General features: G+C 64.9%; 22 protein-coding genes. 12 read left to right on the top strand and 10 right to left on the bottom strand.

Annotated elements, in window-relative coordinates:
• Positions 1-48 precede the first annotated feature (48 nt).
• Entirely contained in the window at positions 49-1,062 is a 1,014-nt protein-coding gene (locus AC5Y49_RS19030; RefSeq protein ID WP_499889807.1) for an NAD-dependent epimerase/dehydratase family protein, read from the top strand.
• Here the strand turns inward: AC5Y49_RS19030 and AC5Y49_RS19025 are convergent.
• The 5 genes from AC5Y49_RS19025 to AC5Y49_RS19005 form a co-directional block, all read right to left on the bottom strand.
• On the bottom strand, positions 1,003-1,608 hold the full coding sequence (locus AC5Y49_RS19025) for a TetR/AcrR family transcriptional regulator (RefSeq protein ID WP_499889805.1): 606 nt from the start codon (positions 1,606-1,608) through the stop codon (positions 1,003-1,005). The two genes, AC5Y49_RS19030 and AC5Y49_RS19025, sit on opposite strands and share 60 nt — an antisense overlap.
• Before the next feature lie 5 nt (positions 1,609-1,613).
• Positions 1,614-2,507 (bottom strand): Rv0045c family esterase, encoded by an 894-nt coding sequence (locus tag AC5Y49_RS19020; RefSeq protein ID WP_499889803.1) that lies wholly within the window; start codon positions 2,505-2,507, stop codon positions 1,614-1,616.
• A gap of 74 nt (positions 2,508-2,581) precedes the next feature.
• Entirely contained in the window at positions 2,582-3,676 is a 1,095-nt protein-coding gene (locus tag AC5Y49_RS19015) for an inositol-3-phosphate synthase (RefSeq protein WP_499889801.1), read from the bottom strand.
• Between the two features lie 58 nt (positions 3,677-3,734).
• Complete coding sequence (locus AC5Y49_RS19010) at positions 3,735-4,277, bottom strand: PadR family transcriptional regulator (RefSeq protein ID WP_499889799.1); 543 nt, start codon at positions 4,275-4,277, stop codon at positions 3,735-3,737.
• 123 nt (positions 4,278-4,400) lie between these two features.
• Entirely contained in the window at positions 4,401-5,243 is an 843-nt protein-coding gene (locus AC5Y49_RS19005) for a DUF1707 SHOCT-like domain-containing protein (protein ID WP_499889798.1), read from the bottom strand.
• A gap of 112 nt (positions 5,244-5,355) precedes the next feature.
• Here AC5Y49_RS19005 and AC5Y49_RS19000 point away from each other — a divergent pair, with 112 nt between their 5' ends.
• The 8 genes from AC5Y49_RS19000 (at position 5,356) to AC5Y49_RS18965 (ending at position 15,319) form a co-directional block, all read left to right on the top strand.
• Positions 5,356-5,790 (top strand): DUF5318 domain-containing protein, encoded by a 435-nt coding sequence (locus AC5Y49_RS19000; protein WP_499889796.1) that lies wholly within the window; start codon positions 5,356-5,358, stop codon positions 5,788-5,790.
• Positions 5,783-8,314: a transglycosylase domain-containing protein gene (locus tag AC5Y49_RS18995; protein WP_499889794.1), complete on the top strand. Its 2,532-nt coding sequence runs from the start codon at positions 5,783-5,785 to the stop codon at positions 8,312-8,314. Before AC5Y49_RS19000 ends, AC5Y49_RS18995 begins: the two co-directional genes overlap by 8 nt.
• Entirely contained in the window at positions 8,311-10,023 is a 1,713-nt protein-coding gene (locus tag AC5Y49_RS18990; protein ID WP_499889793.1) for a glycosyltransferase family 87 protein, read from the top strand. Before AC5Y49_RS18995 ends, AC5Y49_RS18990 begins: the two co-directional genes overlap by 4 nt.
• A gap of 85 nt (positions 10,024-10,108) precedes the next feature.
• Positions 10,109-10,399 (top strand): 30S ribosomal protein S6, encoded by a 291-nt coding sequence (gene rpsF, locus AC5Y49_RS18985; protein ID WP_499889791.1) that lies wholly within the window; start codon positions 10,109-10,111, stop codon positions 10,397-10,399.
• An 87-nt stretch (positions 10,400-10,486) separates the two neighbouring features.
• Positions 10,487-11,008: a single-stranded DNA-binding protein gene (locus AC5Y49_RS18980; protein ID WP_499889789.1), complete on the top strand. Its 522-nt coding sequence runs from the start codon at positions 10,487-10,489 to the stop codon at positions 11,006-11,008.
• Positions 11,009-11,039: 31 nt separating this feature from the next.
• Complete coding sequence (rpsR, locus tag AC5Y49_RS18975) at positions 11,040-11,294, top strand: 30S ribosomal protein S18 (protein ID WP_499889787.1); 255 nt, start codon at positions 11,040-11,042, stop codon at positions 11,292-11,294.
• A gap of 30 nt (positions 11,295-11,324) precedes the next feature.
• Positions 11,325-11,783, top strand: a complete 459-nt coding sequence (rplI, locus tag AC5Y49_RS18970) for a 50S ribosomal protein L9 (protein ID WP_499889785.1) — start codon at positions 11,325-11,327, stop codon at positions 11,781-11,783.
• Positions 11,784-12,241: 458 nt separating this feature from the next.
• Positions 12,242-15,319: a replicative DNA helicase gene (locus AC5Y49_RS18965; protein ID WP_499889783.1), complete on the top strand. Its 3,078-nt coding sequence runs from the start codon at positions 12,242-12,244 to the stop codon at positions 15,317-15,319.
• Positions 15,320-15,666: 347 nt separating this feature from the next.
• Here the strand turns inward: AC5Y49_RS18965 and AC5Y49_RS18960 are convergent, their stop codons facing one another.
• The 5 genes from AC5Y49_RS18960 to AC5Y49_RS18940 are packed head-to-tail and all read right to left on the bottom strand — an operon-like array spanning position 15,667 to position 21,280.
• Complete coding sequence (locus AC5Y49_RS18960; RefSeq protein WP_499889781.1) at positions 15,667-16,314, bottom strand: maleylpyruvate isomerase family mycothiol-dependent enzyme; 648 nt, start codon at positions 16,312-16,314, stop codon at positions 15,667-15,669.
• Positions 16,301-17,275 (bottom strand): LLM class flavin-dependent oxidoreductase, encoded by a 975-nt coding sequence (locus AC5Y49_RS18955; protein ID WP_499889779.1) that lies wholly within the window; start codon positions 17,273-17,275, stop codon positions 16,301-16,303. Before AC5Y49_RS18955 ends, AC5Y49_RS18960 begins: the two co-directional genes overlap by 14 nt.
• Positions 17,276-17,281: 6 nt before the next feature.
• Entirely contained in the window at positions 17,282-18,220 is a 939-nt protein-coding gene (locus tag AC5Y49_RS18950; RefSeq protein WP_499889775.1) for an NADP-dependent oxidoreductase, read from the bottom strand.
• Between the two features lie 17 nt (positions 18,221-18,237).
• Entirely contained in the window at positions 18,238-19,062 is an 825-nt protein-coding gene (locus tag AC5Y49_RS18945) for a nuclear transport factor 2 family protein (protein ID WP_499889773.1), read from the bottom strand.
• On the bottom strand, positions 19,052-21,280 hold the full coding sequence (locus AC5Y49_RS18940) for a molybdopterin-dependent oxidoreductase (RefSeq protein ID WP_499889771.1): 2,229 nt from the start codon (positions 21,278-21,280) through the stop codon (positions 19,052-19,054). The genes AC5Y49_RS18945 and AC5Y49_RS18940 overlap by 11 nt, the downstream gene beginning before the upstream one ends.
• 57 nt (positions 21,281-21,337) lie before the next feature.
• Here AC5Y49_RS18940 and AC5Y49_RS18935 point away from each other — a divergent pair, with 57 nt between their 5' ends.
• From AC5Y49_RS18935 to AC5Y49_RS18925, 3 genes are all read left to right on the top strand, one after another.
• Positions 21,338-21,955, top strand: a complete 618-nt coding sequence (locus AC5Y49_RS18935; protein ID WP_499889770.1) for a TetR/AcrR family transcriptional regulator — start codon at positions 21,338-21,340, stop codon at positions 21,953-21,955.
• A gap of 523 nt (positions 21,956-22,478) precedes the next feature.
• Positions 22,479-23,036 carry an MmpS family transport accessory protein gene (locus AC5Y49_RS18930; RefSeq protein ID WP_499889768.1) on the top strand — a complete coding sequence of 186 codons (558 nt, stop codon included), beginning with the start codon at positions 22,479-22,481 and terminating at the stop codon, positions 23,034-23,036.
• Positions 23,033-25,963 carry an MMPL/RND family transporter gene (locus AC5Y49_RS18925; RefSeq protein ID WP_499889765.1) on the top strand — a complete coding sequence of 977 codons (2,931 nt, stop codon included), beginning with the start codon at positions 23,033-23,035 and terminating at the stop codon, positions 25,961-25,963. The genes AC5Y49_RS18930 and AC5Y49_RS18925 overlap by 4 nt, the downstream gene beginning before the upstream one ends.
• The last annotated feature ends 218 nt before the right edge of the window (positions 25,964-26,181 follow it).

Genomic DNA, 26,181 nt, shown 5'->3' with positions numbered 1-26,181 from the left:
CGAAATATAGTACGGCGGAAGGTTCCGTCACGGCGAGGAGGCTGATTGGTGCGCATCGCGGTCACTGGCGGAACCGGCTATTTAGGGGCGCACACCGTGCGGGCGCTGCTGCAGGCCGGCCACCAGGTGAGTCTGTTGGTGGCACCGGATGACCCGGCCGCCGTCGTCGAGCGGTTCCGCACGCTCGGCTCCGTGACGGTCGTCGTCGGTGACGTTCGGGCGGCGTCGACGATCGAGGAACTGCTGATCGGCGCTGATGCCGTGTTGCATGCCGCCGGCATTGTCGGCACCGATGAACGCCGGGCCCAGGCGATGTGGGACATCAACGCCTATGCGACGGAAATGATTCTCACCCGCGCCGTCGAGCTTGGCCTCGATCCGGTGGTGTCGGTGAGCAGCTACAGCGCGCTGTTCCCGCCGCCGAACGGCATCATCTCACCGGACTCGCCGACGGCAGCTGGCCGCAGCGCCTATGCCAAGACCAAGGGCTACGCCGACCGGGTCGCCCGGCGACTGCAGGAGGCCGGCGCACCGGTCGTGGTCACCTATCCCTCGAGTGTGGTGGGCCCCGCGTTCGGCACCGCCCCCGGGGTGGCCGAGCGAGGCTGGGCGCCGATCGTGCGCTGGGCGGTCGCGCCGAGCGTGCGGGGCGGCATGCAGATGGTCGACGTGCGTGACGTCGCCGACGTGCATTCGCGGATGATGGAAGCCGGCCGGGGCCCCCGCCGCTACGTCTGTGGCGGGCAGCTGCTCAGCTTCGACGAGATGGTCGACGCGCTCGAAGAGGGTTTGGGGCGGCGAGTGCGACGTGTCCCGGTGTCGCCGAGCGTGTTTCGTGGCATAGGCCGTCTCGCCGACGTGGCCGGCCGGTATGTGCCACTTGCCGACGGGCTGAGCTACGAGGCGGCGATGCTGTTGACCGCCGCCACCCCCACCGACGACAGCAAGACATTGCGCGAGCTCGGGATCACCTGGCGCTGCCCGAAAGCCGCGATCATCGAGTCATTGCGTGCGGGACGCGGTGATAGCCGTAGTCAACAATTGCGCGATCCGGTTTCGTAGCGCCGGGGAGTCGTCTTCTACCGCAATCGTCGTCACGAATAGCGCGGCACCCGCTGCCATCGCCAGCGACGCCCGGGCGTCGAGATCGGCGCGCCGTCGTTCGCGACGCGTCGTCGCGTTCACGTCTTCGGCGAACAGCCGGACTGCGGGGCCGCTGAACTCCGCCCACAACGTCTTGCGGAGGTCGTCGCTTTCACTGAGCGCCAGCAGCAAGCCCGGCACCGCCGCCCGCACGTCGGCTCTGCTGAAAAGTTCGTGACTGCCGCGCACAACCCACTGAATCCAGCCGGTTGCGTCGGTACCGGAAAATGGTGACAGATCCGGGGTTTCGCCCAATATGGCGCGCAGCACCAACTCTGCTTTAGAAGCCCAGCGACGGTTCACGCTGGATCGGCCCACCCCGGCCCGCGCCGCCACCAAGCGCATACTCAGGTCGTCCCAGCCGACTTCCGCCAGCAGTTCCCGCGTCACCGCCAGCACCCGCTCGTCGATCGACGCGTCACGCGGCCGACCGACAGAGGTGCCGGGAGGATCATCGTTGGTCATCTGGCTCAGCGCGCGTCGAGCACTGACCGCAGGATGTCGACCAGTGCGCGAGGCTGGTCGCTTTGCACCGAGTGCCCAGAATTCTCGACGATGTGCGCGCCCCGGAAACGCTGTGCGCGACGGCGCAATTCAGCGACGTCATCGTCGCTGACGAAGCCGGAGGCGCCGCCGCGAATCAGGGTGACGGGCGCGGGCAGGGCATCGACGTCGGCCCACAGGCTTGCGAAGTCGGGAAAGGTGCGGATGGCATCGTAGCGCCACGTCCAGCGGCCATCGTCGAGCCGCCGAGAGTTGTGGAACACGCCGCGGCGCAACGCCTTCGGGTCCCGATGTGGCGCGGCGGCGGTGGTCAACTCCAGCATGGCTTCGAAGCTGGGGAACTCGCGCTCGCCGTGCATCAACGCCACGGTGCCCTGCTGCTCCTTGGTCATTTCGGCGTGCCGCTGCAACGCCGAGGGGGTGACGTCGATGAGCACGAGTTCATTGACGAGGTCTGGTGCCATCGCCGCCAACCGGATCGCGGTGAGCCCGCCGAGCGACATGCCGACAACAAGTTCGGCATTCGGCGCCAGCGTGCGCAGCACCGGCGCCAGGGCGTCGGCGTTGAGCTGCGGCGAGTAGTCGCCGTCGTCGCGCCACATCGAGTGGCCGTGGCCAGGCAGATCCACCGCCAACGCCGGCTCGCCCACCCCGGCGATCACGGTGTCCCAGGTGTGCGCGTTCTGCCCGCCGCCGTGCAGGAAGATCACTCGCGGCGGGCGCTCGTCCCAGCGCAGCGCGCTGATGCCGCCGGTGTCGATCCGGTGCACGTGCGGTAGCCGGCGTGTCACTCCGGCCTGTTCGGCGTTTTCATGCAGTAGCGCGAACTCGGAGAGTCCGGCCAGTTCGTCGTCGGTCATCTTTCGCACTGACTCTGCGTCTACCAGACAAAAGTGCGAGTAGCTTGTCTGGTCAGCGCAGAGTCAACATCGCGCTAACCGATGATGAACTGTTCGAGTTGGGCGCGCGCGACGTCGTCGGGCAGCTGCTTCGGCGGGCTCTTCATCAGGTAGGCCGACGCCGGCACAATCGGGCCGCCGATCCCGCGGTCCTTAGCGATCTTGGCCGCCCGCACCGCGTCGATGATGACGCCCGCCGAGTTGGGCGAGTCCCACACCTCGAGCTTGTACTCCAGGTTCAGCGGTACATCGCCGAAGGCGCGGCCTTCCAGCCGCACGTAGGCCCACTTGCGGTCGTCGAGCCAGCCGACGTGGTCGGACGGGCCGATGTGCACGTCCTTGGTCTTGAACTCGCGCTGCAGGTTCGACGTCACGGCCCGCGTCTTCGAGATCTTCTTCGACTCCAGCCGCTCACGCTCGAGCATGTTGAGGAAGTCCATGTTGCCGCCCACGTTGAGCTGCATCGTGCGGTCAAGCTGCACACCGCGGTCCTCGAACAGCTTGGCCATCACCCGGTGGGTGATCGTCGCGCCGACCTGACTCTTGATGTCGTCGCCGACGATCGGCACTCCCGCATCGACGAACTTCTTGGCCCACGCCGGGTCGGAGGCGATGAACACCGGCAACGCGTTGACGAACGCGACTCCCGCGTCGATGGCGCACTGGGCGTAGAACTTGTCGGCTTCTTCCGAGCCCACTGGCAGGTAGGAGACCAGCACGTCGACCTTGGCGTCGCGCAGCGCCTTCACGACGTCGACGGCGTCGACGTCGGACACCTCGATGGTGTCGGCGTAGTACTTGCCGATGCCGTCCAGCGTCGGGCCCCGCTGCACCACCACGTCGGTGGGCGGCACGTCGGCGATCTTGATGGTGTTGTTCTCCGACGCGAAGATCGCCTCGGACAAATCGAAGCCGACCTTCTTGGCGTCCACATCAAACGCGGCGACGAACTTGACGTCGCGCACGTGGTACGGCCCGAAGCGCACGTGCATCAGGCCCGGCACCGAGGCCGCCTCGTCAGCGTTCTGGTAGTACTGGACGCCCTGTACCAGCGAGGACGCGCAGTTGCCGACGCCGACGATGGCGACCCGGATTTCTGTCGACGCCTCTGCCGCGGTTTGCTCAGTCATTAGGGCGTTCTCCTTACTTCTCCCTGTGTCGTGGGTATTTCGGTGTTGCTGGATTGTGCTAGGACTGCTCCGCGCGGTGTTGCGCCACGCGTTCGGCTGCGATCAGCTCGTTGAGCCAGTTGACTTCCCGTTCGCTCGACTCCAGCCCGAGCTGGTGCAGCTGGCGGGTGTAGCGGTCGAACGAGTTGCTGGCCCGCGCCACTGCTTCACGCAGGCCCTCACGGCGTTCCTCGACCTGGCGGCGCCGGCCCTCCAGGATGCGCATCCGAGCTTCGGCCGGGGTGCGGTTGAAGAACGCCAGGTGCACCCCGAAGCCGTCGTCGGTGTAGTTGTGCGGCCCGGTGTCGGCCACCAGCTCAGAAAACCGTTGGCGGCCGGCGTCGGTCAGCTGATACACCCGACGGGCCCGTCGCACCGGCGTCCCGGCGGGGGCGGCGTCCTCGGCGATCAGCCCGTCGGCCTGCATGCGGCGCAGCGCCGGGTAGAGCGACCCGTAGGAAAACGCCCGAAACGCGCCGAGCAGACCGGTCAGCCGTTTGCGCAGCTCGTAGCCGTGCATGGGCGACTCGAGCAGAAGGCCGAGGATGGCAAGCTCCAGCATCGAGTCACCTCCTTTGCTCGGCCGTTACGACGGTTGGATGTGTCGGGGTATAGCTTCGCGCAATAGTATCGCCCCGATATATTCGCCACCACACCAGCTGGTGTTCGCACTGCGTTCAACTGGTCAGGACGGGTAGTTCACCCGTTTGACGGAGCCATCACCGGCGAACTCGATGTATCCGCCGCCGTAGTCGCTGGAGACATACACCGACAGTGACAGTGCCTGCGGCGTGGTCGGGTCGCGAGAGGGTTGCACGATCAGATATGTGGACTTGACGTCGTCCGGCTTGATTCCCAGCGTTTCCGGTGCGCCCCGCAGAATGCCGACCGTCGCCTTCGGGTCGAACTGCCCCAAGTCGACGAGCGCGGCGTCACTGCTTTTGGCTGAGCTGGTCGGATCGCCCCACCCGCCGCGATAGGTGTAGCTCAGTTGCCGGCGCTGCTCCTTGGGGTCCGCGCGCTCCATCGACGCGTAGTCGGGGTAAATCACCAGGCGATAGCCCATGGTGTCGCCGAACTTCTTGCGCGCCTGCTCCATCAGCCCGGTCAAGCCGCCCAGCGACTGCAGCTGACGCGGCGGCGTCAGTACCACCGGCGCGATACCGTCGGGCTTTTCGCCGGGATCCGACGTGAAGCTCAGCGGCGAGCTGGTATTGCCGTAGAGACCCCAACCGATTCCGATGCCGAGCAACACCGCGACGACCAGCGCGGCCGCGGCGATACCGCGGCTGCCGAGTGTCGGAGATTTGGCGAGTGCCGGCAGTTGCACCGGGGCGCTGGCCGTCTGCAGATCACCCACCAGCGTGTGCAGATCACCGAGTGTCACCGCACTGGTGGCCGCGCTGATCCGTTCCCGGTGCTCCTCCATCGACAGCTGGCCCTCGTTGAGCGCGCCGTCGAGAATCTTGCACGTGTCGTCCCGGTCGCTGTCTTTGGCCCGGGTCGCCGTCGTTTGCCGCGTCGCCACGGCGATGATCGTAGAGCCCGCAGTGCGCCGCAACGCAGAAACGCGCAGCTCGAGCTCGTTCGCCGGGTCCGTCGCACATCGGTACTCGGTCACTCGTCGTACTCTGGTGGGCGTGCGATTGCAGCGACAGGTAGTGGACTATGCGCTTCGGCGTCGCTCACTGTTGGCCGAGGTCTATTCGGGGCGAACCGGGGTGTCCGAAGTGTGTGACGCCAACCCGTATCTGCTGCGCGCCGCGAAGTTCCACGGCAAGCCCAGCCCGGTGATGTGCCCGATCTGCCGCAAGGAGCAGCTCACGCTGGTGTCGTGGGTGTTCGGCGACCATCTGGGCGCGGTTTCCGGTTCGGCGCGCACCGCCGAGGAGCTGGTGGTGCTGGCGTCCCGCTACGAGGAGTTCTCGGTACACGTCGTGGAGGTATGCCGGACCTGCAGCTGGAATCACCTGGTCAAGTCGTATGTGCTCGGCACCGCACGCCCCGCCAGCCCGCCCGGGGGATCGCGCAGCACGCGGACGGCGCGCAACGGCGCACGCACGGCCAGTGAATAACGAAGGGCGCCAAGACCGGTCAGCCACTGACGGCCCCAGCGGGTCAGCGGCCGACGGTGAGTCCGAGCGCCGAGCGGAAAGTGCCAAAGACCGCGGTGGTCATCGAACAACCGGCCCGCGGCAGCGTCGTCCCGTCCCGCCCGACGACCGATTGACGACGATTCTTCCACCGGTCACCGACGACCGGTCACAGCGACTGCGCGACCCGATCGAGGCGGTCAAGGCCGCGCTGGACGCCAGCTCGCCGCCGAGAAGCGCACGGGACGATCTCCTCGGCGAACGGGCGGCATCCCTCGGGGAACGGCGTGGCGGCGGAAAACCGCCCGGTGGCAGCCCGCCCGGTCCGCCACCCCGCGGCCCGGCGCAACCGAACTGGGAGTGGTTCCACGAGCTGGACTGGTCCTGGCTGCGGCGGATCAACTGGATGTGGGTCCGGCGCGGGCTCTACGTGACCGCGGCGGTGGTGTTGCTGTTGCCGATCGTCACGTTCGCGATGGCCTACCTCATCGTCGACGTGCCCAATCCCGGCGACATCCGGACCAACCAGGTGTCGACGATCCTGGCCAGTGACGGCTCGGAACTCGCCAAAATTGTTCCGCCCGAAGGCAACCGGGTCGACGTCAACATCAACCAAGTGCCGGTGCACGTGCGGCAGGCGGTGCTGGCCGCCGAAGACCGCAATTTCTATTCCAATCCGGGGTTCTCGCTCTCGGGTTTCGCTCGGGCGGTCAAGAACAACGTCTTCGGCGGTGATACCCAGGGCGGCTCGACGATCACCCAGCAATACGTCAAGAACGCACTGGTGGGCTCGCAGCGCGCCGGGGTGAGCGGATTGATCCGCAAGGCCAAAGAACTCGTCATCGCCACCAAGATGTCGGGGGAGTGGTCCAAAGACGATGTGCTGCAGGCCTACCTCAACATCATCTACTTCGGCCGCGGCGCGTACGGGATTTCAGCAGCAGCCAAGGCCTACTTCGACAAACCCGTCGAGCAACTCGACGTCGCCGAAGGTGCGCTGCTGGCCGCGCTGATCCAGCGCCCGTCGACACTGGATCCCGCCGTCGACCCCGGCGGCGCCAGGATCCGGTGGAACTGGGTGCTCGACGGCATGGTCGAAACCGAGGCGTTGACGCCGAAGGACCGCGCTACCCAAGAGTTTCCGGCGACGGTGCCGCCGGACCAGGCCAGTGCGCAGAACCAAACCACCGGGCCTAACGGTCTGATCGAGCGGCAGGTGACCAAGGAGCTGCTCGACCTGTTCAACATCGACGAGCAGACGCTTAACACGCAGGGACTGCAGATCACCACCAGCATCGATCTGCAGGCCCAGAAGGCTGCCGAGAAGGCGGTGTCGAAGTACCTCGAGGGGCAAGATCCCGACATGCGGGCCGCGGTGGTCTCGATCGATCCGCATGACGGCGCGGTGAAGGCCTATTACGGCGGGACGGATGCCTACGGCTTCGACTTCGCCCAGGCCGGTCTGCAGACCGGGTCGTCGTTCAAGGTGTTCGCCCTGATCGCCGCGTTGCAACAAGGCATCGGTCTGGGATATCAGGTCGACAGCTCCCCGCTCACGGTCGACGGCATCAAGATCAGCAATGTCGAGGGCGAAAGCTGTGGAACCTGCAACATCGCCGAGGCGCTCAAACGGTCGTTGAACACCTCCTATTACCGGCTGATGCTCAAACTCAAAAACGGTCCCGAGGACGTCGCCGAGGCCGCACACCAAGCGGGCATTGCCACCAGCTTCCCGGGGGTGTCGCACACGCTGTCCGAAGACGGTGAGGGCGGACCGCCGAACAACGGGATCGTGTTGGGCCAGTATCAGACCCGGGTGATCGACATGGCCTCCGCGTACGCCACGCTGGCCGACTCCGGCGTCTACCACCCGCCGCATTTCGTGCAAAAGGTGGTCAACTCCGACGGCAAAGTGCTTTTCGACGCCAGCACGTCGGATAACTCCGGCGAACAGCGCATCGACAAGGCCGTCGCCGACAACGTCACGTCGGCCATGCAACCGATCGCCGGGTACTCACGCGGGCACAACCTCGCCGGGGGCCGGCCGTCGGCGGCCAAGACCGGGACCACCCAATTGGGCGACACCGACGCCAACAAGGACGCCTGGATGGTCGGCTACACCCCGTCATTGTCGACGGCGGTGTGGGTGGGCACCACCCAGGACAATGAGCCACTGGTCAACAAATGGGGCGCGCCTGTCTACGGTTCGGGGCTGCCGTCCGACATCTGGAAGGCGACGATGGATGGTGCGCTGAAGGGCACCAATAGCGAAACCTTCCCCAAGCCAACCGAAATCGGCGGGTACGCCGGTGTCCCAGCTGCGCCACCACCGCCGCCACCCAAGCCGGAGGAGCCGCCACCCGGGACGGTTATCCAGCCCAGCATCGAAGTGGCCCCCGGCATCACCATCCCGATCGGACCACCCACCACCATCCCCGCCGCTCCCGCCGTCCCCGTCGGGCCGGCGCCCGGAGCACCCGAGGCGCCTGTTCCGCCGCCGCCGTGACGGACGCCTCGCCAGGCCCTTCCGCCACGGTTTCACCGGGGCTCTTGGCTGCTGACTTACGTACTGTCGACGAGCGCGATTGTCCAAGCCGCACCGACTTTTTGGGCTCGGCACTGGCGGGCGTCATCGGTGGTCCGGTGGGCCGGCATGCGTTGATCGGCCGGACCAGGTTGTGGACGCCGTTGCGGGTGATGTTCGTGTTTGCGCTGGTGTTCATGGCGCTGGGATGGTCGACCAAGGCGCCGTGTCTGGTGTCCACCGGGTCTGGGCCCGGGGACCATCGGGTGGCCAATTGGCAAAATCAGCGGGCCTATTACGAGCTGTGCTACTCCGACACGGTCCCACTTTACGGCGCAGAGTTGTTGAGCCAGGGCAAGTTTCCCTACAAGTCGAGCTGGGTCGAGACCGACGGCAGCGGCAAACCACAGGTTCGTTACGACGGTCAACCCGCGGTCCGCTATATGGAATATCCGGTGTTGACTGGCGTCTACCAGTACGTGTCGATGGCGTTGGCCAAGACCTATACCGCGTTGAGCAAGCTGATCCCGCTGCCGGTGATCGCCGAAGTGGTGGTGTTCTTCGACGTCGCTGCGCTGGGCCTGGCGCTGGCGTGGCTGGCTACCGTGTGGGCCACTGCGCGATTATCGGGCCGGCGGGTGTGGGATGCGGCGCTGGTCGCCGCGTCGCCGGTGATCATCTTTCAGATGTTCACCAATTTCGATGCGCTGGCAACGGCTTTCGCGATGGGCGGCCTGCTGGCGTGGTCGCGCCGACGGCCGGGGTGGGCCGGTGTGCTGATCGGCCTTGGTGTTGCCGCCAAGCTCTACCCATTGTTGTTGTTGGGCCCGTTGCTGGTGCTGGGTATCAGGACCGGTCGCCTCGGTGAGCTGGCCCGCACCGCGGCCACGACGGTGGCGACATGGTTATTGGTGAATTTGCCGGTGATGGTGCTGTTTCCGCGCGGCTGGTCGGAGTTTTTCCGGCTCAACACCCGCCGCGGCGACGACATGGATTCGCTGTACAACGTCGTCAAATCGTTCACCGGTTGGCAAGGTTTCGATCCCTCCCTGGGTTTCTGGCAGCCGCCGACCGTGCTGAACACCGTCGTGGCGGTGTTGTTCGTGTTGTGTTGCTTGGCAATCGGTTACGTCGCATTGACCGCCCCGCAGCGGCCCCGGGTTGCGCAGTTGGCATTTTTGGTGGTCGCGGCCTTCCTGTTGACCAACAAGGTGTGGAGCCCGCAGTTCTCGCTGTGGCTGGTGCCGCTTGCGGTGTTGGCATTGCCGCACCGCCGGGTGCTGTTGGCGTGGATGACGCTGGATGCGTTGGTGTGGGTACCGCGGATGTATTACCTCTACGGCGTGCCCAACCGTGGGCTGCCCGAGCAGTGGTTCACCGCGGCGGTGCTGGTGCGCGATGTCGCGGTGGTGGTGCTGTGCGCGATCGTGGTGCGCCAGATTTATCGCCCCGACGAAGACTTGGTCCGTTGGCGCGGGCGTATCGACGACCCGGCGGGCGGAGTATTCGACTGGGCCGACGATGCACCACCGCGCTGGCTGCCGGGTTGGCTACGCCGGCGCCCCGGCGTCGCCGAGCCTGCGTCCAGGGCGCGAAAATCGCCCGAGTCGCGACCTGACCGCAGTCGCGACGCCGTCACCGCAGTCTCGACGCCAGCTGTCGGATTTCGCAGCCCAGGCACGGTCCGGTAGCCTGAGTCGGTTGCCGACGCAGGCGACCCTCCTGCCACGGAAAAGACCGTGGCCGCAGACGACCATAGGAGGTGATGAGGTTCCCATGCGTCCATACGAAATCATGGTCATCCTTGACCCCACTCTCGACGAGCGCACCGTAGCTCCGTCGTTGGAGGCCTTTCTCAATGTCATCCGCAAGGACGGCGGCACGGTAGACAAGGTCGACATCTGGGGCAAGCGCCGGCTGGCGTACGAGATCGCGAAGCACCCTGAGGGTATTTACGCCGTGATCGACGTCAAAGCCGAGCCGGCGACGGTGTCCGAGCTTGACCGTCAGCTCAGCCTCAACGAGTCGGTGCTGCGCACCAAGGTGATGCGCACCGACAAGCACTAGGCCTGTGGGCGAATGGTCGCGGGGCGTCGTAGCCCTTGCGTAGGCTCAGCGAAATGACAATCCACCCGCCGATGCCAGGAGGTCGTTGTGGCTGGTGACACCACCATCACCGTTGTCGGAAACCTGACCGCTGACCCCGAACTGCGGTTCACCCCGTCCGGTGCTGCGGTGGCGAACTTCACCGTGGCCTCCACCCCGCGGATCTATGACCGCCAAGCCGGCGAATGGAAAGACGGCGAGGCGCTGTTCTTGCGGTGCAACATCTGGCGGGAAGCGGCGGAGAACGTCGCGGAAAGCCTGACCCGGGGTTCTCGGGTGATCGTGCAGGGCCGGCTCAAGCAGCGTTCATTCGAAACCCGTGAAGGCGAGAAGCGCACGGTGTTCGAGGTCGAGGTCGACGAGATCGGCCCCTCGCTTCGCTACGCCACCGCCAAGGTCAACAAGGTCAGCCGCAGTGGCGGCGGCGGTGGCGGCTTCGGCGGTGGTGGCGGCGGCGGCTCCCGTCCGGCCCCCGCGCAAGCCCCCGCGGCCGGCGGCGGCGACGACCCGTGGGGCAGCGCCCCCGCCTCCGGCTCGTTCGGCGGCGGTGATGACGAGCCTCCCTTCTGATACCTGAACGACAGAACGAAAGAGACAAACAATGGCCAAGTCCAATAAGCGGCGCCCGGCTCCGGAAAAGCCGGTCAAGACGCGCAAGTGCGTGTTCTGCGCCAAGAAGGACCAAGTGATCGACTACAAGGACACCACGTTGCTGCGCACCTACATCAGCGAGCGCGGCAAGATCCGCGCTCGCCGGGTGACCGGCAACTGCGTCCAGCATCAGCGCGACATCGCGCTCGCGGTCAAGAACGCCCGCGAGGTAGCGCTGCTGCCCTTCACCTCCTCGGCGCGGTAAATCCGCACCGCAGAACGAAAGCACGAAACGATGAAGCTGATTTTGACTGCCGAGGTCGACCACTTGGGTTCCGTCGGCGACACCGTCGAGGTTAAAGACGGATATGGACGCAACTTCTTGCTGCCGCGGGGGCTGGCGATCGTCGCGTCTCGAGGCGCGCAGAAGCAGGTCGACGACATCCGTCGTGCCCGCGAAACCAAGCAGGTGCGCGACCTGGACCACGCCAACGAACTCAAGGCGGCAATCGAGGGGCTGGATGGGGTGTCGCTGCCGGTCAAGACGTCCGGGGACAGCGGCAAGCTGTTCGGATCGGTGACCGCTGGCGACGTCGTGGCCGCGATCAAGAAGGCCGGCGGCCCCAACCTGGACAAGCGCATCATCCGGCTGCCCAAGGCGCACATCAAGGCCCTCGGCGCGCACCCGATCACGGTGCATCTGCATCCCGACGTCAATGTCGAGATCGCGCTGGACGTCGTCGCCGAAAGCTGACCCGTTCCACCGTCACCCCGGCGGGAGCCCAAACCGGCTCCGCCGGGGTTGTCGGCGTTGGACTGGCGAACTTTTCCGCGCGCACGCCCGTTAGCGAACGTAACCGTCTGTTAACGGGCGGCATAGGCTGCCGCAACGCAACACGCCCGAGTCGGCAACCTGACACGACACGCCGAAGAGATTCCCATCCACACAATTTGCGTGCCGTTGTGGTGCGCTTATCTGCAGTAATGCGGTCCGGCTCGACAGTGCTCCACAGGTTCTCCACACCCCCCTAACACGGCCGCTGACAGATATGCACAGTCGATCCACAGCTTCATAAACAACGCCACTTGGAGTCCTTGCCAGCAACCTTTACCGTCAACCCGGCGCTCGGCAGTGTCGGTGCATTGACCTAGCGTTCATAGCATCCGGATCGAATGGACGTTCGACCGGTGTGCCGGAGGAGGTGGGGACTCATGGCGGTCGTTGACGATCTCGGAAACCCCGGCACGGACGCCCCCAGCGAGGACTTCGGCCGCCAGCCGCCGCAGGATCTCGCGGCCGAGCAATCGGTGCTCGGTGGGATGCTGCTGAGCAAGGACGCCATCGCCGACGTGCTGGAGCGGTTGCGGCCAGGCGACTTTTACCGGCCGGCGAACCAGAACGTCTATGACGCCATCCTCGATCTGTACGGGCGCGGGGAGCCGGCCGACGCGGTGACTGTTGCCGCCGAACTGGACCGCCGTGGTCTGCTGCGGCGGATCGGCGGCGCGCCGTATCTGCACGACCTGATCTCGACGGTGCCGACCGCAGCCAACGCCGGGTACTACGCGAGCATCGTGGCCGAGAAGGCACTGCTGCGCCGGCTGGTCGAAGCCGGTACCCGGGTGGTGCAGTACGGGTATGCCGGTGCGGAGGGCGCAGACGTCGCCGAGGTGGTCGACCGGGCCCAGGCCGAGATCTATGACGTGGCCGATCGGCGGCTCTCCGAGGACTTCGTCCCGCTGGAAGACCTGCTGCAGCCGACGATGGACGAGATCGATGCCATCGCCTCCAACGGCGGGGTCGCGCGTGGTGTGCCGACGGGGTTCGCCGAACTCGACGAGGTGACCAACGGTCTGCATCCCGGGCAGATGATCATCATCGCGGCGCGACCCGGTGTCGGCAAGGCACTGGCGCTGGATACCCCACTGCCGACGCCGACCGGCTGGACCACGATGGGCGATGTCGCCGTCGGCGACCTGCTGCTCAGCGCCGACGGGCAGCCGACGCGAGTGGTAGCCGCGACCGAGGTGATGCTGGGCCGGCCCTGCTATGAGGTCGAGTTCTCCGACGGGACAGTGATTGTCGCCGATGCTGAGCATCTCTGGCCGACGGGATATGGCGTTCGCACGACAGCCACGTTGCGCTGCGGGCTGGACACGATCGCGGGTGCTGGCTCGATTGGGCGGTATGGCGGGGGCGGCGCGGCGCTGATGGCGCCGGTGTTGCAACTGGACGCGGTGCGACGGGTGCGCAGTGTTCCGGTGCGCTGCGTGCAGGTCGACAATGGCGCACATCTGTATCTAGCCGGCCGCGGCATGGTGCCGACGCACAACTCCACCCTCGGGCTGGATTTCATGCGGTCCTGCTCGATCAAGAACCGGATGGCCAGCGTCATCTTCTCCCTCGAGATGAGCAAGTCTGAGATCGTGATGCGGCTGTTGTCAGCCGAGGCGAAAATCAAGCTGGCCGATATGCGCTCGGGTCGGATGAGCGACGACGACTGGACCCGCTTGGCGCGGCGGATGAGCGAAATTAGTGAAGCGCCACTGTTTATCGACGATTCGCCGAATCTGACGATGATGGAGATCCGGGCCAAGGCGCGGCGCCTGCGGCAGAAATCAGACCTACGGCTGATCGTGATCGACTACCTGCAGCTGATGTCCTCGGGCAAGAAGTTCGAGTCGCGACAGGTGGAGGTCTCCGAATTCTCGCGGCACTTAAAGCTTTTGGCGAAGGAACTGGAAGTTCCGGTTATCGCGATCAGCCAGCTCAACCGTGGCCCGGAGCAACGCACCGACAAGAAGCCGATGTTATCGGACCTTCGTGAATCGGGCTGTCTGACCGCGTCGACGCGAATCCTGCGGGCTGACAACGGCGCCGAAGTCACCTTTGGTGAGCTGATGCGCACCGGCGAGCGGCCGCTGGTGTGGTCGCTCGACGAGCAACTGCGGATGGTGGCTCGTCCCATGACCAATGTGTTCCCGAGTGGGCGCAAGGAGGTGTTCCGCCTGCGGCTGGCGTCCGGACGTGAAGTTGAAGCCACCGGTAACCATCCGTTCATGACGCTAGACGGCTGGACTCCGTTGGATCAGCTCACGGTTGGCGACCGGCTTGCCGTGCCGCGACGGGTTCCGGAGCCGGTTGGCACGCAGCGGATGGCTGACTCCGAGGTGGTACTGCTCGGACACATGATCGGCGACGGCTCCTGCGTCAAGAACCAGCCGATCCGGTATGCATCTGTGGACGAAGCCAACCTCGCTGCGGTGACGATTTCGGCCGCGTACTTCGGGGTGACCGCCGTTCGCGACGACTACCCGGCAGCGCGAGTCACGACCCTGCGGCTCCCAGCGCCGTATCACTTGACACATGGGCGACGTAACCCGATTGCCGCATGGCTGGACGAGCTCGGGTTGTTCGGGCTGCGCAGCTACGAGAAGTTCGTCCCGCAGCGAGTTTTCGCATTGCCGACCGATCAAGTGGCGTTATTCCTGCGCCATCTGTGGGCGACTGACGGCTCGGTGCGCTGGGACGACAAGAATGGCGCGGCGCAGATTTACTATGCATCGACGAGTCGGCGCCTGGTCGATGACGTTGCTGCCCTGCTCCTTCGCGTCGGGGTATTCGCTCGGATCAAACGGGTATTGAAGGCCGGATATCGCGACTGCTGGCACCTGTACATCTACGGTGCGGAAAACCAAACGAGGTTCCTCCACCGAGTCGGCGCACACGGTATGAAAGCCGTTGCCGCACAAAAGGTGCTCACTCAACTCGAGCGTGTCGTCCGTAACACCAACCTCGATACCGTACCCAAAGAGGTTTGGACGCAGGTCAAGACATCGTTGGTAAGCCGGGAGATGACACACCGGCAGTTCGCTGCTGCCATGGCTACGCAGTTCTGCGGATCCACGATGTGGAAGCACGCACCTAGCCGCGGACGCTTGCACCGTGCTGCGGCGTTACTTGAAGACCGCGAGATTCATGCGCTGGCGACAAGCGATGTGTTCTGGGATCAGATCGTGGAGATCAGTAGCATCGGTGAGCAAGATGTTTACGATGGAACCGTCACGGACACGCATAACTTTGTGGCCCAGGGGATCTCAGTACATAATTCTCTGGAACAAGATGCGGACATGGTGGTTCTGCTGCACCGTCCAGACGCATTCGAGCGCGACGACCCGCGCGGCGGCGAGGCGGATCTGATTCTCGCGAAACACCGCAACGGCCCAACCAAGACGGTGACCGTCGCTCATCAGCTACATCTGTCGCGGTTCGCCAACATGGCGCGGTGAGAGCCGGGCGGTTTGTAGGGTCTCACCCTGCGTGTCGTTTTCTCAGCGGTGGTGCCATGTCATCGTTATGTGTCTCACGAACGCGTCCTGCGGGGGCTGCGTATTTCAGAGCGTTGACTGACCGGGTGAGTGAGTCGAGCATCCGGGGCGGTCATGCGCCGGAGCGTATGACTCGGGTCCCCGCCCAGTGCCGACCAGCACGGGGGTCAGATCGACGATCACTGTGACGAACACCCGGGCGGGCAAAGCTCGGACAGGTTCCCGGCAATCCATTCGTCAGGACTTACTTACCCAGGGCTGCAAGCCATTCGGAAGAGCCTGTTACTGAGCTGCGGGCAAGGTTCCAGTCACGCTCGAAAGATATTGACCGTTTCGGGAAGACCCAGCATGCGCGGGTCGCGGCGCCCGGTAGCAGCGAGAAGGAATTCGTGGGCGTCGATTCCGCTGTCCTTTGTGAATGCCGCGGCCGGTATCGCAAGCAGGCGGCCTACGTGCGAGTCGGCTGCAGCGATCGGGTCGCGACTGAGTGCGTCAAGGACGAAATCAAGGCTGTCATAACGTCCCTCGCCGGGATCCGATGGATGGTTGATGGCGTCGCGGATGTCGTCGGCGTGCACGTACGCGTCCATCAACAGAGCATGTATCGCCCGGCCGACGGTCAATCCCGGTGCTGGGCTGGGCTGGGCCCAGATGTCGTCGCCGAAGGCGGCCACCAGCGCTGCCGTCGACTCTCCGATCTCCCACATCTGGGCGGCGAGGCCGTGGGGCGGCTGGGCGCGCAGCGATGCCGCCTGTTCATCGGCGCTTCGCGTACCGCTTGCGCCCGTGACGGTGTCGATCGCCTGTCCCACAACATGGGCGGCGACGTCGCGCACCTGCCAACCGGCGCAGCGGGTGGCTCGGGTCCACATCGACATATCGAGCGTGGCCAACAAATCCGCGAAGCTCTGGTACTCGCGGAGCAAGCCGACCGTCGTGCGCTCACGGGTAAGCATGGGACGACTTCTCCAAGCGTTCCTTCACATCTCGCAGTCGTTCGAGCTGCACCTGGAATGCATCCTGCGTGAGCACCCCGATACGGCAGACCAAGTGGCGCACTCCGGCATCGATGTAGTTCGCTAGCTTGGCCGCAACCGCTTCAGCGGACCCGGCGGCGAAAGCCTGCAGACTCTCGACGACCGCGAGCGGAAACCCATACGTTGCGTTGGTGAATCGGTCAAGTTCGGATCGACCGCCGTCGGGCGAGTCCGTCACCAGGACCGTCACAAAAAGCGCTGGAGTGACGGCGTCAGTTGGCCGCCCAGCCAGCTCGGCCGCGGCGCGAACGTCACCTAGACCCGCCGCGAAACCCGCCGGCGTGGGCGGGTAGGGCAGCCAACCGTCATATGCCGACCCGGCGCGAGCGCGGGCGCGCGGCGTGTCGCCAGCAAGCCAGACGGGCGGCCCGGCGGGATTGAACGACGTTATGCCAGAGGGGATGTCACTGAGGGCCATCGTATCGCCGTGAAACGCGCTCGGACCCGCTCCGGCCCAGAGCTGCCGCCAGAGCGCAACAGTCTCGTCGAGCCGCCTGGAGCGCCGTCGCCATGACACTTCCGACACCGCATATTCGGTCTCCGATATCCCCGGAAAGCCGGCACCGACAGCGACGACGAGTCGACCCTGTGCCAATCGATCGATGGAGGCTAGCGCTTGCGCGGCTTGCACAGGTCTGCGCAACGCGGGAAGAAGCGCAGCGGTGCCAAGTGTCACCCGCTTCGCCACCGAAGCGGCAGCCGCAAGAAAGGTCAGTGCTTCGATTCGCGGGCCAATCAACGAGTCGTTGGCCCATAGCGAGTCGAAGCCGAGATCCTCGACGGTCCGCACCATACGGACAAGTTGGTCAGGTTCGGCGCCCGGCCATTGGTCGGCGGCAAGCAGCGCCACGATCCCGACACGCAATGCACGAGAAGTCATGTTCGTTCACACCACGGTGAGAATGATCTTGCCGCTGGTGCGGCCCTGGCTGCTGATGGTCAGGGCACGCGCCGCGTCGGATAGCGGGAGTTGCTCGGCGATATGCACCCGCAATTGTCCGCTTTCGACCAGCTGCGCGAGGCCCTGAAGGCCAGCTGCGTCGGGCTCGACCAGGTAGTCGTAGGCATGAACGCCGAGCTCTTTCGCACGCTCGTACAGCCCTGGCGTCCAGGCGGCTTGAGCGCTGACCAGAATCCCGCCGGGACGAAGACATTCCAACGCCTCGGTACCAGCATCACCGCCGAACATCTGGATCACCACGTCCACACCACGGACTACCTCGTGGACCGCCGTTGCGGTGTAATCCACCGCCTGGTCAACACCCAGCTCGGCAAGGAAGCGGTGTTTGGCGGCGCGGGCGGTGCCGATGACGTAAGCGCCGTGCGCTTTGGCGATCTGGACCGCCAAATGCCCAACGCCCCCAGCGGCACCGGATATCAGCACGCGCTGGCCGGGCGCAACGTGGGCGACGTCGACAAGCATCTGCCATGCGGTGAGCCCCGCGAGCGGCAGGGCGGCCGCTTCGGTGAAGTCCAACTCAGCGGGCATAGCCGCGAAATGCCGCGACGGCCCGGTGACGAACTCGGCGTATCCGCCCGCTTGCCGCGGGAACCACGGCATTCCGAAAACCCGATCGCCGACCTGGAATCGGTTGACGCCGTAGCCAGTCTCCTCGACTACCCCCGCCACGTCCCAACCATGAATGAACGGCAGATCGAGCACCCGGTTATAGGCCTGACCGCCACTTGTGTAGTAGTCCACCGGGTTGACACCTGCGGCGTGAACCCGGACTTTCACCTCGGTCGGAGCCGGCCGCGGTTCAGGGGCCTGCGCTAACCGTACGGACGCGGGACCGTTCCACTCATGTTGGATGATTGCGCGCACGAAAGCTACCTCCTCAGTTACGGTTTGGGCGGCATTGGGTGCTGATTGCGGCCGGGCGTTAGGATCCGCGTATCGAATACGACCGTCGTCTCGGCGCTTTGACCGTCTCGAAGCCGGAGCCGGTCGACACCGCTCCAGCGCCGTAGCGCTCCACCGACCGTCCCGCGGCCTTCCCACGCGATCAGCAGAACGTTGCCCCGGTGCGCGTAGTCGGCGACCGATAACGTCAGGTCCGGAATGTGCTTGAGCGCGGCGGCCAGTTGGGCGACATAGGCATCGCGTCCGCGCAATGGTTCGGCAATGCCCGGCCAGTGCAGCGCAACATCGTCGGTGACGAGGCCGCGAACCAGGGTGGTGTCCGTGGGCGCAGCCCAGAAGCGGGCCCAACCCGCGACGAAGGATGCGACCGTCGACGCCGACGGCACCCCTGCGAGGCCGACTTGGCGATGAAGGATCCTGGTGTCGAAGTAGCCGCAGTCGCTGGTGAGCTGCCCGCCGCGGAAGGTGCATACGAACGTGACAGGCACATCGATGCGGCTGCCGGGATTGGTGGTCAGGCCGAGGAGATTGTTCCCCACCGTCCCGGTCATGCGCCCCCAGACCACGGCCGTGTCGTCGCCGAATGCCGTTCCCTCGAAGTGGCCCCGGTAATCGGGCACCGATCCGAAGAAGGCCGCGTAGAACTTGCGCAAGTCCGCGTGGCCGGTGACCGGCTGAGGAACACCAGAGTCTTGGTAGCTGCCGTCGGGTGCGTATGCGGCCACGATCGCTTCGACGTCGTGTCGGTTCTTAGCCTCGGCGTAGTTGCGCAATGCTTCGCGCAGCACAGTCTCAGCGGTCATCGAAGTTCTCCCCCGTGGCCTCGAAAGGTGGTGCAGCAGTGATCTGTACCGGGATGCCATTGAGCACCGCGGTGCCGGATAGCGGATCGAGCTCTATGCCGTCAGCCAAGACGTTGCTGTTGACTCCCGGCTGTTGTGCCGCGATAGCGGCAGCTGTTCCGGGTTCGTCATGCCCCCAACCATGCGGTAGGGAGACCACGCCGGGACCGACTGCGTCGGTCACCTCCACCGGAGCGTCGATGACACCGGCGCGCGACCTAATCCGGGCGTGCTTGCCGAGCTGCAGACGTGCGACGTCGGTGGGGTGAATTTGCAACGTGCACCGGTCTGGTCCTTTGGCCAGCGTGGGCAGGTTGTGCATCCAGGAGTTGTTCGACCGCAGGTGACGCCGCCCGACCAACACCATGCTGTGTTTGCGGGGCCGGAGCATGCTGGTGCGCAGCTGGGCAACATCATCCACCAGCGGTGGCGGGGCGAGCTCGATCTGCCCCGATGGTGTGTTGAGTATCCCGGGCAGTTGTGGGCTCAGTGGGCCGAAATCCATCCCGTCGGGATACTCACGCACCCGGGCGAGGGTCAGCGGTTGGCCGCCGTCGCTGTACGGCCCGGCACGCAACAGCAAGTCCAGCAGACGTTCGGGGCCGTCCAGCTCGCCGGGCTCGACCGTCGAAGTGCCGCCGGCTTGCTCGTCGCTGCTGACGGCACGGTTCAGCGATTCGGCAACCATATCGTCGATGGCCTTCAGGTCGGCGGTGGCGCCTTGCCGTGCCAGGATTCCGATCAAGCGCAGCAAGATTTGCCAGTCCGCTTTGTCGCCGGGCTGGGCGGGCAGCACCGGCGGTGAGTAGGTGGCGGTGTTGCGGATCGCGAAATGGCCGAAGAACAAGTCGTAGTGGGGCTTGGTCAGCGGCGAGGGCGCCGGCAACAGTACATGCGCGTGCCGTGTCGTTTCATTGCGGTACAGATCCAGGCTGACCATGAGATCGAGCTGCTCGAACGCCGCCGCGAGGCGAGAGCTGTTCGGAGCTGAGCGCGCCGGATTGCCGGCGACGGTGATCAGCGCCTTCACCTGCCCTGCTCCAGGCGTGTCGATCTCCTCGGCAAGGCAAGCCAGCGGCAGCTCTCCGGGCGTTTCGGGGGCGCCACGCACGCGGCTGCGCCACCGCCCGATCGCGGTGCCCGTTCGTTGGGCGGTCACCAGTCGCAGATCGGCTGCCGGTCGGGCGAACATGGCGCCGCCGGGCCGATCGAGGTTGCCGGTCAGCACATTGAGGACGTCAATCAGCCAGCTCGACACGGTACCGAATCGCTGAGTGCATGTGCCGGTGCGGCCGTACACGGCGGCCGCCGGCGCGGCGGCGAGATCACGCGCGAGCTGGCGGATCTCGTCGGCCGGGATTGCGCAGTGCGGGGCAACCTTTTCCGGGGAGAAGTCGCGTGTGGCTTCCTCAACGGTTTCGACGCCGCGAACGTGCGGGCCCAGCCGGCCAAGATCGATCCGCCCCTCACTGAACAGCACCTGCACCAACGACGCCAGTAGCAGCGCATCGGTGCCCGGCCGGATCGGATAGTGCTCGTCGGCCTCTTGGGCGGTTCGACTTCGGTTGGGGTCGACCACGATTAACCGTCCCCCGCGGCGCTGCAGTGCGCGTAGCCGTGCCCGCATACCTGGTGCGGTGAGCAGACTCCCGTTGGACACCATCGGGTTGGCGCCCAAGATCAGTAGATATGAGCAGCGGTCGACGTCGGGCAGTGGCACCGTGTACATCCCGCCGAACATAAGTTGGCAGGCCACGAACTTCGGCATCGCGTCGACGGTGTTCGCGGTGTAGATGTTGCGTGAGCCGAGGGCCCGCATCGCGGCACTGCCATACAGCGTCGTGGCGAAGTCGTGTGCCACTGGATTGCCGAGGTACAAGGCAACCGCATCCGCGCCGTGCCGGTCGATGACGGCGGTGAGCCGTTGATCGACGACCGCGAACGCCTCCTCCCAGGACGTGGGCTGAAGTCGACCGTCGGCGCCGCGGAGATGCGGTGTGCGTATGCGGTCGGGATCGACATGAAGCTCTTTGAGCCCGAAGGCTTTCGGGCACACATGCCCGCGACTCAAAACGTGGTCGGGGTTGCCGCGAATGGAGACGACCGCACCCGCATCCACGCTGCTCTCCAAACCGCAACCGGCCTCGCAGAGCGAACAGACGTGCCGTCGCATTTGCATACCGGCAGTATAAACATACTGACGGTATGTACCGCAAGTATGTACCGAGAGTACGTTATGCTGACTATCGTGCCCCGCCCCCGTACTCAAGCAGAACGCACGCGCCTCACCATCGAGCAGATCGTGTCGGTGGCGCGCCGTTCATTCGCCGCTGACGGCTTCGACGCCACTTCCGTCGATGTCGTCGTCGAACGTGCCGGCATGACGAAGGGCGCCCTCTACCACCACTTCGCGGGCAAGCGCGCGCTTTTTGCCGCGGTTTACGAAGCCGAGCAGCGCGCAATCGGCCACACCGTGATGCGCGCTGCCCGAGGCGGCAGCAACAGCTGGCAGAACTTCTTGCGTGGCTGCCGGGCGTTCTTCGACGCGGTACTGGATCCGGGCGCGCAGCGCATTACGCTGATCGATGCGCCGGCGGTCCTCGGCTGGGAGATGATGCGCGAGCTCGAGGATAAACATGTCACGTCCCTGCTGCGGCAGGGACTTTCGCAGGCTATCGGTGACGGTCACCTCAAGCGTCAGCGCGTGGAGCCGCTGGCGCACCTCATTCATGGCGCGATGTGTGAAGCCGCGATGACGGTTGCCCGCTCATCGGACCCGGTGCGCGAGAGCCGAGATTCGCTCGCAGCGCTTGAGAAACTGCTCAACGGTATCGTTGTGCGTAGCAAGACCTAGCGCGCGTGATGAGGTCGACCGCGCCCGCTCACCGTTATCGCAATGAGAACATCGAGAACTGACTCCGCAATCCAATACGCTAAAGCTGTTGCATGACAGAGGTTTTCGGATTACCAGGACACTCCGATTGCGCGCGATTTTCCCGCCTTCCCGCGCTTCTCTCCAGCATCTCCGGGTTCCCAAAATTCGCGGTAGATAGACCGGCCGCGACCCGTCCGCGTCGCGAGCGCGGTCGACCGAACCTCCGAACAGGCCGGGGGGCACTCGGTGCCCCGAAGCTCCTGCTCGTCATGCAGGCCGTTGACGGGATTGCAGTGGCGGCTGAGTTAATGCCAGGTCGAGCGTCCAAACCACCTGCTTGAAAGTAGGAGAGCCGGTCCGCTGCTGTCGTTTCGCATGTTGGCGAGGTCTTGATGCAGTACGCCGAGATTTCTTCTACGGACCACGTATTAGGTTAGGGTAGCTAAGCTGACGTACAAGCTAAGTAGTTGAGGGTCTCTCGTCACAGGTTAGGAAAGCGCCCATGGCGACAACTGAGCCAAGGACCGAGCCGTTGACGAGCCCGGGCTCTGCTGGCAGCGAGAGCAAAACGGCGGCCCGCCAACCGGCCAAACGCAAAGGTCTGGCAGGTCTGTTCGCCCGATTCTGGCTCATCCTCACACTTACGGCAGTTATCGCGTTGTCGGGATTCGTCGTCTACCGGCTTCACGGCGTCTTCGGTGTTCACAAAGGTTCGTTCGGTGGTGGCACCTCGGGCGAGGTCCTCGACGAATTCAACGCCAAGACGATCACGCTCCAGGTCTGGGGTCCACCGGGCAGCACGGCAACCATCAACTACCTCGACGAAAACTCCCACCCGCAGCAGGCCCTCAACGTGCCCTTGCCCTGGAGCAAAGAATTGAGTTCAACGAAGCCCGGCATCCCGGCAAATCTGGTGGCGCAAGGAGACGGCAGTTGGATCGCCTGCCAATTCGTGGTGAACAAGCACGACGGGAGCGGTGACGTCATCAAGACTCCGAATCGCTCAGATCCCAACGAAACTGTGAACGCCTTCGTCTATTGTCTGGACAAGTCCGCATGAGCGAGACCACCGAGGCTGCGCCGCGCGTCGACCAGCCGCTGATCCCGCCGTTCCTGCCGCGGATGATCCACCGGCTTGCGTTGCCGATCGTCCTGGTGTGGTTGGGCATCGTCTTCGTCACCAACACCATTTCCCCGCAGCTCGAGGTCGTCTCCAAGACCCACTCGGTGTCGCAGAGCCCCAAAGACGCGGTGTCTTTCCAGTCGATGATGCGCGTCGGATCGACGTTCAAGGAGTTCAATTCCGACAGCTCGGCGATGGTCCTCCTGGAGGGCGACAAGCCGCTGGGGGCAGAGGCGCACCGCTACTACGACGAGATCGTCAAGCGACTCGAGCAAGACAAGAAACACGTCCAGCACATCCAGGATTTCTGGAGTGATCCGTTGACCGCCGCCGGCTCCCAGAGCCACGACCAAAAGGCCGCGTATGTCCAGGTCTATCTGTCCGGCAACATGGGCGGCGGCCTGTCCACCGAGTCCAGCGAGGCCGTCCGCAAGATCGTTGACTCGGTGCCTGCGCCGCCGGGAATCAAGGCCTACGTCACCGGCGCGGGTCCGCTGATTGCCGATCAGTCCCACGCGGGTGAGAAGGGCATCGCGAAGGTCACTCTTGTGACCATCATGGTCATCGTCGTAATGCTGCTGTTTGTCTATCGTTCGGTCAGCACCGTTCTCATCATGCTGACCATGGTCTTCATCGAATTAGCCGCGGCCCGCGGTGTCGTCGCGACGCTGGGCAATTACGGCATCATGGGGCTTTCGACCTTCGCCAACAACATGCTGGTGCTGCTCGCGATCGCCGCCGGAACGGACTACGCCATCTTTGTGGTCGGCCGCTACCACGAGGCCCGCGGCTCGGGCGAGACCCGCGAAGAGGCGTTCTACACGATGTTCCACAGCACGGCGCATGTCGTGCTGGGGTCGGGGCTGACCATCGCCGGCGCGATGTACTGCTTGAGCTTTTGCCGGTTGCCCTACTTCGAGTCGCTGGGCGTGCCTTGTGCCGTCGGCATGCTGGTGGCGGTTCTCGGGGCGCTGACGCTGGGCCCGGCGGTGCTGACGGTGGCGTCGTTCTTCAAGCTGATGGACCCGAAGCGAAAGCTGCAAACGCGGAGCTGGCGTCGCATCGGCACCGCCATCGTCCGCTGGCCCGCACCGGTTCTCGCGGTGACCATCGCGGTCGCATTGGTCGGTCTACTCGCACTGCCCGGCTACCAGACCGACTACGACACCCGCCACTTCCTGCCGCCCGACACCCCGGCGAACGTCGGTTATGCCGCCGCCGACCGGCATTTCGATCAAGCCCGGTTGAATCCTGAGCTGTTGATGATCGAGACCGATCACGACCTGCGTAACCCGGCCGACTTCCTGGTCCTGGACAAGGTCGCCAAGGCGGTCTTCCACATCCCCGGTATCGGTCGGGTGCAGACCATCACCCGGCCGCTGGGCACGCCGCTCGACCACAGCACCCTCGGGTTCCAGATGGGCGCGCAGGCCGCGGGGCGGATCCAGACTCAGCACTACCAAGAGGAGCAGGCGAACAACTTGCTCAAACAGGCGGACGAGCTGCGCAAGACGATGGCAACGCTGCATGAGCAGATGCAGGTCACTCAGGACCTCAGCAACACGACGCACGAAACCACCTTGCTCACCAAAGAAACCGTGAAGATCACCGAATCGTTGCGCGATCAGATCGCCAACTTCGACGATTTCTTCCGGCCGATCCGCAGCTACTTCTATTGGGAGAAGCATTGCTACGACATCCCGGTGTGCTACACGATCAGGTCCCTCTTCGACGCGCTCGACGGCATCGACGAAATCACCGACAACATTGAGGCGCTCAGCGCAAATCTCGACAAGCTGGACCAGATTCAGCCCAAACTGGTGGCGCTGATACCGCCGCAGATCGAGAGCCAGCAACGAAACCTCGACACCATCATGTCGAACTACGCGATCACGCAGGGTCTTAACGAACAGGCGAAGGCGCAGGCCGACAACGCCACCGCCCAGGGCGATGCTTTCGATAAAGCGAAGAACGACGACACGTTCTACCTGCCGCCGGAGGCGTTCAAGAGCCCGGATTTCGCGCGGGGCCTCAAACAGTTCATCTCGCCCGACGGGCACGCGGTCCGGTTGATCATCTCCCATGAAGGCGACCCGGCGACTCCTGAAGGCATCAACCACATCGCACCGATCAAGCAGGCCGTGCACGAGGCGATCAAGGGCACGCCCTGGGAGGGCGCCAAGGTCTACCTCGGCGGTACCGCCGCGACATACAAGGACATGCACGACGGCTCCAACATCGACCTGATGATCGCCGGAATTGCCGCAGCCACACTGATTTTCGTCATCATGCTGGTGATCACCCGAAGCGTCGTGGCGGCCTTCGTGATCGTCGGTACGGTGTTGTTGTCGCTGGGTGCCTCGTTCGGACTCTCCGTGCTGCTTTGGCAGTACATCCTGGGCATCAAGCTGCACTGGATGGTGCTGGCGATGGCGGTCATCCTGCTGCTGGCGGTCGGCTCGGACTACAACCTGCTGTTGATATCGCGGTTCAAGGAGGAGATTCACGCCGGGCTCAAGACGGGGACGATCCGCGCGATGGCAGGTTCGGGCTCGGTGGTGACCGCCGCCGGTCTGGTGTTCGCGGCCACCATGGCCACGTTCATGTTCAGCCCGCTGCGGGTGATGGCCCAGGTGGGTACGACGATCGCGCTGGGTCTGTTGTTCGACACCTTGATCGTGCGGTCGTTCATGACGCCGTCGCTGGCGACCTTGCTCGGGCGCTGGTTCTGGTGGCCGCAGCACGTGCGTCCCCGGCCGGCCAGCACCATGCTGCGACCGTACGGACCGCGTCGCGCCGTGCGCGAACTGATCCTCGACGACGTTGACGAACACCCACCGGGCGGAGTGGTCAAACGGCGCTAACGCCACGGATAGACAAGGCCAGGGCTTCACCGTGTGGCTGACCGCGACGCCAGCCTTGCTGCCCCGGCCAACCCACCGCTGGTGGCTGGCTGCCAACGTCCTAGGCGCGCTGGCGATCAACCACTTCATCCTGACGAACTGGTAGGGGGCTCCGCGGACCCAAAGGACTGCTGGCACTGCGCGGTTCGGATGTCCGAGAGGAGAGCAAGCCTAGAATC

It is taken from the genome of Mycobacterium sp. NGS62 (assembly GCF_059812285.1).
This window is presented reverse-complemented; position numbering and strand designations above follow the sequence as displayed.